The organism is Actinomycetota bacterium, from assembly GCA_035759705.1.
Taxonomy (GTDB): domain Bacteria; phylum Actinomycetota; class CADDZG01; order JAHWKV01; family JAHWKV01; genus JAJCYE01.
Window position 1 is genome coordinate 41,966 of sequence record DASTUJ010000178.1, and the last position, 8,341, is coordinate 50,306.

7 protein-coding genes are annotated in these 8,341 nt (G+C 68.3%); 2 read left to right on the forward strand and 5 right to left on the reverse strand.

The window, feature by feature from the left end; all coding sequences use genetic code 11:
• Nucleotides 1–103 precede the first annotated feature (103 nt).
• The gene (locus VFV09_12545; protein ID HEU4868541.1) at nt 104–2,641 is read left to right on the forward strand and encodes a hypothetical protein; all 2,538 of its coding nucleotides are present in this window, start codon (nt 104–106) and stop codon (nt 2,639–2,641) included.
• Between the two features lie 127 nt (nt 2,642–2,768).
• Nucleotides 2,769–3,164, forward strand: coding sequence for a cupin domain-containing protein (locus tag VFV09_12550; GenBank protein ID HEU4868542.1), 396 nt, complete (start codon nt 2,769–2,771; stop codon nt 3,162–3,164).
• A 3-nt stretch (nt 3,165–3,167) separates the two neighbouring features.
• On the opposite strand, the gene VFV09_12555 is transcribed toward VFV09_12550, so the two are convergent.
• The 5 genes from VFV09_12555 to VFV09_12575 all read right to left on the reverse strand — a co-directional run.
• Nucleotides 3,168–3,725 carry a class I SAM-dependent methyltransferase gene (locus VFV09_12555; GenBank protein HEU4868543.1) on the reverse strand — a complete coding sequence of 186 codons (558 nt, stop codon included), beginning with the start codon at nt 3,723–3,725 and terminating at the stop codon, nt 3,168–3,170.
• Between the two features lie 21 nt (nt 3,726–3,746).
• Nucleotides 3,747–4,397: a hypothetical protein gene (locus tag VFV09_12560; GenBank protein ID HEU4868544.1), complete on the reverse strand. Its 651-nt coding sequence runs from the start codon at nt 4,395–4,397 to the stop codon at nt 3,747–3,749.
• Nucleotides 4,398–4,505: 108 nt separating this feature from the next.
• Nucleotides 4,506–4,961, reverse strand: coding sequence for a hypothetical protein (locus VFV09_12565; GenBank protein HEU4868545.1), 456 nt, complete (start codon nt 4,959–4,961; stop codon nt 4,506–4,508).
• Between the two features lie 86 nt (nt 4,962–5,047).
• Nucleotides 5,048–7,087: an ATP-dependent helicase gene (locus VFV09_12570; GenBank protein HEU4868546.1), complete on the reverse strand. Its 2,040-nt coding sequence runs from the start codon at nt 7,085–7,087 to the stop codon at nt 5,048–5,050.
• A 22-nt stretch (nt 7,088–7,109) separates the two neighbouring features.
• Nucleotides 7,110–8,341: LuxR C-terminal-related transcriptional regulator (locus VFV09_12575; GenBank protein ID HEU4868547.1), on the reverse strand; the 1,232-nt coding region annotated here is incomplete at its 5' end.

Below are 8,341 nucleotides of genomic sequence, written 5' to 3' on the forward strand. Positions count from 1 at the left end.
CCCGAATGAACTGAGAATTCTCTAATTTTCTTTGGCCTCTATTTAACTTAGTCGGCCCTCCTGCCGATACATGCGCTGTCTTAGCCCTCCGAAAGGCAGCTAAATGAACGGTCCGACCGACCTCTTGCCAAACGCGTCCCGAATCCTCGGATTCCGCAGGTTTCTCCTGGTGACCATGCTGATCTCGGTCGTCGCAACCCTTGCACCGAGCGCCCCTGCGCTCGCCGTGAGTCCCAAAGCGGCTGAGGCCGAGCGGATAAAGGATCTGTGCCGGAGGAACGGGCTGAAGGTCGTCGAGAAGGCAACCGCCCAGTGCAGCCACGGCGAGGACCCGCCCCCCCACGGCAAACAAATTCACAAGTCGGTCAAGCCGGTTGCGATAGCCCCCGCCGCCGAGTTCGGCGCCGCCGCATCTGAGGGGACCCAGCTGACGCCGGGCGCCCCGAACTTCACCTGCGACGGGGACGGCACCACAGGTTTCCGCACCCAGGTGGTCTACGTCCGTGCCTCCGACAGGGCGGACCGCTACGCCACCTACAAAGCGTCGTTCCTCCAGTGGGCGTGGGAGGCCGACCAGATCTACCGGATGAGCGCCCAGGACACCGGCGGCCTCCGCCGCATCCGGTTCGTCCACGACAACACCTGCACCCCTACCGTCTTGAACCTGACGCTGTCGGCAAGCGGTGACGACAACCTCAGCGCCACGATCTCGCAGCTGGAACAGGCCGGTTACGACCGCACCGACCGCAAGTACATGATCTTCATGGACGCCAACGTCCTGTGCGGGGTCGGCACCATGGTCGGCGACGACCGCCCGGGCGCCGAGAACTGGAACAACCAGGGACCGGACTACGCCCGCATCGACTCCGGCTGCTGGAGCGGCGACATCGCAGCCCACGAGCATATGCACACCATGGGAGGAGTCCAGAACTCCGCCCCCCACGGAAGCGGAGGAAACCACTGCACCGACGAGTACGACGTCATGTGCTACTCCGACTCCCCCAACTACCCGTCCATGCAGATCGCCTGCCCCACCACCAGCCGGGACTGGAGCCGGTTCGACTGCAACTACGACGACTACTTCCACAGCAGTCCGCCGTCCGGCAGCTACCTGGCGACCAAGTGGAACACTGCGAACAACCGGTTCCTCGCCTCAGACGGCGGCGGCTCGGCTCCGGTGTGCCCCGACCAGTCCTCCGAGCCGGACGAGACCTACGCCACAGCTCGCCCGCTGACCACCGGCGTTGCCGCCGCCCGGACCTTCTGCCTCGCCGGGGACCAGGATTGGATGTACTTCCAGGCGACGGCCAACCAGCGATACCGGGTCGAGATCGTCAACCACGCCGCGCCGATCACCCCCGCCATCGAGGTCTACGCCGGCAATGGCAGAAAGATGCTGGCATCGAACGTGCCCGCCCCGGGAGGTCACGCGGTGGTCGAACTCCGCGCCCGCACCGGTGGAGCGCATTATCTAAAGGTCTTCAACACGCCCGCCACCTTCACCCCGGCGGTCACCAACGTCTACAGCATCAAGGTCTCCGACGCGTCCCAGTCGGGGTCGGCGGTCGGCGGCTTCGGCTACAACGCCTACAGCCAGCTCGGAGGGAGTCCGGCAGAGGCGATCAAGGCGCTTCCGGGGATCTCGTTCAACGCCGGTGCGGTCCAGGTCGCCGGCGGGCTTCTTCACAGCGCCGCTGCCATGAGCGACGGCACCGTTCGCACCTGGGGCTGGAACGCCTACGGCCAGCTGGGCAACGCGACGTTGCTCGACAGCTCCACGCAGGTCCAGCCCACCGGCCTGACCGGCGTAGCTTCGGTCTCCGCAGGTTACCTGCACACGGTCGCCTTGAAGAAGGACGGCACGGTTTGGGCGTGGGGCTGGAACGGAGTCGGGCAGTTGGGAGACGGCACCACCGTCGACCGGACGGTCCCCGTGAAGGTCGCAGGCCTGACCGACATCGTCGAGGTCTCCGCAGGTTGGTTCCACAACCTGGCGATCAAGCGGGATGGGACGGTCTGGGCCTGGGGCTTCAACGCCTTTTCGATGATCGGCGACGGCACCACCGTCGACCGGCCCGTTCCGGTCAAGCTCGGCCTGACCAAGGTGACCTCGGTGGCCGCCGGGGGCTATCACAGCCTGGCGACGCTCGAGGACGGTACCGCTCGGGCATGGGGCTGGAACGGATACGGCCAGCTCGGCGACCGCTCCCGAACCACCCGCACGGTTCCTGTCAGCGTTTTCGGCCTTACGAACACCTACCGGGTCAGCGCAGGCTGGACCCACTCGGTGGCGCTTCGGAACGACGGGTCCGTTCTGGCGTGGGGAATCAACGCCCAGCAGCAGGCGGGCGGCGCAGTGAGCCCCGACAGAGTCACGCCGGTCACGATCAACTGCGGCAGCAACGCTGCCTGCCCCAAGGTGACGGGCACCCAGTTCCTCGGAAAGATCGCCTGGATATCGTCGAACAGCTCACTGCACAACCTGGCGCTGGCGGAAGACGGGACGGTCTGGAGCTGGGGCTGGAACGCCCTGGGCCAGCTGGGCGACGGTAGCCTGGTGGACTCCGGCGTTGCGGTCAAGGCCGCGACGACGGCCAACGACGTCGGCGCCGGCTTCTATCACAGTCTCTACCGGTCCTGACCCGTGAAAGGCAGGCTCTCCCACGCCGTCGACACCCTCTGCCGGTTCCTGGAGTCGAGTCTCGGGCTGTTGCGGTAAACGGCGTTAGGGTGGTCCCTCGAAATCCAGTCCTGCAGAAAGGGGCCCCATGGAACACACCAGAGCCGAGGACATCCCCTGGGAGCCGGCGCCGGCAGACCACTTCACCGGGAAGGTCTTCTTCGGCCCCCTGAGCCACGCCACGCCGGACGGCCTGAACGCCCTGGCCGTCCAGTTCGAGCCCGGGGCGCGCACCGACTGGCACACCCACCCGGACGGCCAGGTGCTTTACGTGGTCAACGGCGCCGGGATCGTGCAGAAGGACGACGGGACGACGGCTGAGTTCTCGGCCGGCGACGTGGTCTACGCCCCCCCGGGCGAGCGGCACTGGCACGGGGCCCGGCCGAACAGCCCGATGACGCACCTGTCGCTGACCACCGGCGGCGCCACCGAGTGGCTGGAAGACAAGGTTTCCGAAGAGCAGTACAACAGCCGTCCGGAGTAGGACCTACCTCCGAACCGCAGCGATCCTCTGGACGGCCGCCGGTTTGGGCTCTTCGACCTGAAGGTCCTCGTACGCCACGACCTGAAGTGCCGGGCGGGCGACGTCCAGCAGCTCGCCCGGCTCCAGCAGAAAGTCGGGGTTCTTCGGGGTGCCGAACCGCTCGTTGCCCCGGGCAAAGGTTTCGTAGATGAGGGCCCCGCCCGGCCCAACAGCTTCTACGAGGTTCCCCAGCACCGGCCGGTACAGGTAGTTCGCCACCACGACCGCCCCGAAGGTGCGGCCCGCAAACGGGAACGGTCCGCCGTCCTCCAGGTCGAGCTCGTGACTTTCGATCGACGGGTTCCCCCGAAGGTCCTCGATCCCCCGGAGGTCCCGGTCCACCGCAACCACCGGGTGGCCGCGTTCGGCAAAGAAACGGGTGTGCCTGCCGGCGCCGCAGGCGAGGTCCAGCACTGTGGAGCCTGGCGGCACCAGGCCGGCGAACCTGACCACCCACGCCGAGGGAGGTGAACCTCGATGCCAGCCTTTAGGGGTTGGTGCGGAGCTCGAATCGGAGTCCATGAGGCACTGTAGCGCCTCGGTTCAACAGAGGCCGAGCAGCTCTGAAAGACCCAGCAGGCTGAGCAGCGAACCCAAGCCGGCGCAACCCCCGTTCGCCTGGGGCTCGGCGGTTTCAACCGGCAACTCATTCGCCGGCACGATGCCCTGTGGAACGAGCTCGAGGGTTCCCGCCGGAGGAGGCGCCAAAGCCCCACCGGGAGCGGCGGCCTGTGGGGGCTGGACGGTTTCCGTTGTCCCCGGAACACCCGCGGTCCCCGGCGTCCCGGCGGTCCCCGGTGTCCCGGCGGTTCCCGGGGAGCCCACTACAGAAGTTCCGGCAGACCCCGCGGCACCGGCGCCGCCTACCGAGCTCCCCCCCGGAGCGCCGTTGCAGCCGCCGGTACAGGAGCTGGAGCCCCCGTTGGCGCCCGGCGTCCCGGCGCCGCCGGAGCCCCCTGCACCGCCGGCCAGCCCGCCGATCGACCCACCGGCGCCCCCGTCCGCACCCGAAGCCCCGGAGCCCGGGTGCCCGGCGGCTCCGAAGACGCTGCTACCGAACCTTGCCGGGGAACAGTCTGAGCCGCAGTGCGCCTCGTCTGAGAGGGTGAACGCTGCGAACACCGTTGCCGCGACGGCCAGCAGGAACAGGATTCCAACAACCGGAGTGAGCCTCAAAGAGGCGTTTCTTCCCATGGCCTGGCGGACCCCTCAGTGAATCTGCAGCGTGAAGTGGGGGGACATTGTAGGCAAGCCGGGAAAAAATAGATAGAGGGAAATCTGCAGCCGCGGGATCTTCCAGGCTTAGTCGATCACCCGGACGAACAGCCGGCCGTCGGGGGTGCGGCACTGCTCGGGGTAGGACTCCATGACCGGGTAGCCGGCGGCGGCACACTGCTCGAAGTTACGGATGCCGCTGAACGCCGACGGCGGGTCGACCATTACGGTTGGCTCCGGCCGGGGGGTGTCGTCCGAGCTGACCGGGGTGTCCGGACCGGCCGGTGACGACGCGTTCCCGCCTGAAGCCGGCGGGTTGGCGTCCGAGCCCCCTCCTGCCGGTGGGTCGACGAGGGCCGGCTCAGTAGCGGCGGCGTTCCCCTCGCCGGTGGGATCTCCGGTGGACGACGGTTCGGCGGAGTCCACCTGGAAGTCGTCGTCGCCTCCGCCCAGGTTCCCGGAAGCCGCAGCCACCGCCAACGACGCCAGGACAAAGATCCCGATCAATGCCGCAATTAGGGTTCGCCGGCCTGGTTTGTGCATGAGGGCCTCCTGCGGGTGGACTCTGCCAATCTACCCCCATTTGACGGTGCTCCGGGCCGGTTGGTTCCCAGGTGCCGTGCAAGGCACTAGTCCCACAAAGCCGCAACCATCCGGTCGACAGCCTCGATCCCGGTCGCAGCGCCGGCGGCGGGATCCTCCGGGTCGGCGACCGGCGTGCGAGAGGAGCTGGTGCTGTCCATGCACGACAGAACCGCAGGCGTGAAGAAGCGGGTCAGCTGGCCGTACCCGTGGCCGTCGTCCCGTCCGTGCGGGCGGAAGTGGTAGCGGAGCGGCGAGTAGGTGTAGAGGTGGTTGCGAGCCCGGGTCATGGCAACGTAGAGGAGGCGGCGCTCCTCCTCGATTTGTTCGGCGTCTCCGGTGGCCAGGTCGGACGGGATGTGGCCGTCGGTGACGTGGAGAACGTGGACCACATCCCACTCGCACCCCTTGGCCGAGTGGATCGTGCTGATCGTCACGAAGTCGTCGTCCAGGTGCGGCGGGCCGGCCAGGTCGCTGGTGGAGCTGGGTGGGTCGAGCGTCAGGTCGGCCAGGAACTGCCGCAGGCTGGAGCTTGCCGCCGCCAGCCGGCCCAGCTGGTCCAGGTCCGCGATGCGGGCGCCCGAGTTGGGGTACCGGGCGGTGACCGCCGGGTCCAGCCACGACCTGGCGCGCTCGACCGCGGCGCCGGGTGCCTCCGGTCCCAGGCTGCGGCACTCCGCAAGCGCCTCGGCCAGGGCTCGGACAGCTGTCTGCGGGGCCTCGGGCAGCCGGGAAATCGCATCGACCAATCCCTCGTCGGGGCTCTCTTCCTCCAGGATCCCCGCGGTGACCCGACGGGCGGCGCCGGGCCCCAGGCCGTCGATCAGCTGGAGCACCCGGAACCACGCCAGCTCGTCCCGGGGGTTCTCTATCAGCCGCATCAGGCACACCATGTCCTTGACGTGCGCCGCCTCCAGGAACCGAAGGCCACCGTACTTGATGAACGGGATTTTGCGGGCGGTGAGCTCCATCTCCAGCAGGCTCGAGTGGTGGGCGGCCCGCACGAGGATCGCCTGTCCCTGCAGCTTGGTCCCCTGCTCGTGGTGGTGCAACAGCCGGTCGCACACCTGCCGGGACTGATCGGACTCGTCGTCGCAGCGCACCAGCACCGGGCGCCCCCGGTCGTCCCGGGACGACCACAACTCCTTGGGGTGGCGCAGCGAAGCCTCGGCGATCACAGCGTTGGTGGCCGAAACCAGCGACGGCGTCGACCGGTGGTTGCGCTGGAGCATCACGACCTCGGAGCCGAAGCGCGCCGGGAACTCCATGATGTTGCGGTGGGTGGCCGCCCGGAACGAGTAGATGGCCTGGGCGTCGTCCCCGACCGCGGTCAGCGTCGCCCCTCCCCCGGCCATCGCCTCCAGGAGGTCGGCCTGCAGCGGGTTTGTGTCCTGGTACTCGTCGACGAGGATGTGGTCGAACTGCGACTGCAGGATCCGGGCGACATCCGGCACCTTGAGCAGGGCGTTCCAGAAAAGCAGCAGGTCGTCGAAGTCCAGGACCTGCCGCTCCCGCTTCCGGGCGGTGTAGGCCTCGAAGGCGGCCCGGATCTCGGCCTTCTCGTCGGCACACCAGGGAAACGTGGTGCGAAGAACCTGCGACAGCGGTGAGTTGGTGTTCACGCACCGGCTGAGGATGTCGGCCAGCGTCTGCTTGCGGGCTCGGCGACGGAACGGCGCCTCGGACTGATCGTCCTCGGCCGGGCCCTCGAGCTCCTTGCGGACCAATGCCAGCAAGTCGGCGGTGTCGGTCTGGTCCAGGACGGTGAACGAGGGCTCCAGCCCGATGGCTCGCCCATGCCGGCGCAGCATCCGGTTGGCAACCGCGTGGAATGTTCCTCCCCAGGTGCTGGCCGTCGACTCACCGGTCATCTGCTCGGCACGGTTGAGAAGCTCGGCCGCGGCCCGGCGGCTAAAGGTGAGCATTAGGATGCGCTCCGGAGGGACGCCCGATCGCAGCAGGTGGGTGAGCCGGGCGGTCAGCGTGGTGGTCTTCCCGGTCCCCGCCCCCGCGACGATCAGCAGGTGCCCGGCATCGTAGGTGGCAGCGGTCCGCTGCTCGGGAGTAAGGGTTTCTATATCGAACATCAGTTCGATATCTTACGCTGCGCTAGCTCGGATTCTCCGGATCGATGCCCATCAAATGCATCTTCGAGTTGATGCCGAGCTTGGCGTAGGCGTTGGAGAGGTGGGTCTCGACGGTCCGGGCGCCGATGAACAGCACCTTGCCGATCTCCTTGGCGGTCATCCCCTGCTGCGCCAGTCGCACAACCTCGCGCTCCCGCGGCGTCAGCGACGTCTTCCCCCGAGCGCCCGCCGCGGCCCGTCTACCCCTGGTCCCCAAGGCGGCCAACGCCTGCAGGGTCCTCTGCTTGCGGGCCACTGCGCCGCACTCCTCGAACAGCGCCGCCGCTCGCTCTAACGCCTTGACCGACTCCTCCCGGTCGGTGGCGGCCAGAGAACGACCCAGCACGTAGTGAGCCCGGGCCAGAAACGCCTGGCACCCGGTCCCCGACAAAAGGCGCACGGCGGCCTCGGCGGCAACCGCCGCCTGCGGGTTTCGGTCGTCGAGCAAAGCCCAGGCGTGGCCGAGGTGGGCCAGGCCCCGATACATGTCCCGGTCGACCTCCTCGGCAATCCGGTCCAGCTCCCCGGCGGCCAGCACGGCATCCTTCCGGCGGCCGGTCACCGAAGCGATCTCCGCGCGGTCCAGCACCATGGGTGCCACCCAGGGCCGGGCCTGCATCTCGATCATGCTTTTCGCCGCGGGGTCCAGCACCGCGCCGGCCTCCTCGAGGCGGTCCCTGCCGGCCAGAACCTGTGCCTCGGCCCACGAGGCGAAATCGACACAGAACGACCAGGTGCTGGTTCCGTAGAGCTCGCGGGCCTTGGAGGCGAAGACCTCCGCTTCCGCGAGGCGGCCGGTCTCCACCGCTGCGGCCGCTGCGAAAGGCAGTGCGTAGCCGCGCCGCCGGCTCAATCCCCCTGGGTTGGCGGCGAGCGCCTGCTCGGTGAAGCTGATGACGGCCGGGTAGTCGCCGGCGAACCAGCTGACCATGGCCGACCACTCCAGCACCACCGCCTCGATGAACCTGGGGTAGACCCGCCTGGCCTGGTCCAGCAGCGAAATCGCCTCAGGGATTCTCCCCTGAAGGGCCACGACGAGGGCAATGGCGGACAGCCCGCGCGCCCAGCCGTAGTCGTTGCCCGCATTGCGGGCCAGCTCGGCGCTGCGGCGGGTTGCATCCTCGGCGGGACCGAAGACCCCCATCGCAAGTTGCTGGTAGCCCCAAACCGCCCCTGCTTCTATTTGGGGGGCCAGCTCGCCGGCTGCGGAGGCGG

Excerpts from the sequence above, each read along its gene's own strand:
- VFV09_12545 (HEU4868541.1), top strand. The coding sequence starts at position 104 with ATGAACGGTCCGACCGACCTCTTGCCAAACGCGTCCCGAATCCTCGGA.
- VFV09_12555 (HEU4868543.1), bottom strand. The coding sequence starts at position 3,725 with ATGGACTCCGATTCGAGCTCCGCACCAACCCCTAAAGGCTGGCATCGA.
- VFV09_12560 (HEU4868544.1), bottom strand. The coding sequence starts at position 4,397 with ATGGGAAGAAACGCCTCTTTGAGGCTCACTCCGGTTGTTGGAATCCTG.
- VFV09_12565 (HEU4868545.1), bottom strand. The coding sequence starts at position 4,961 with ATGCACAAACCAGGCCGGCGAACCCTAATTGCGGCATTGATCGGGATC.
- VFV09_12550 (HEU4868542.1), top strand. The coding sequence starts at position 2,769 with ATGGAACACACCAGAGCCGAGGACATCCCCTGGGAGCCGGCGCCGGCA.
- VFV09_12570 (HEU4868546.1), bottom strand. The coding sequence starts at position 7,087 with ATGTTCGATATAGAAACCCTTACTCCCGAGCAGCGGACCGCTGCCACC.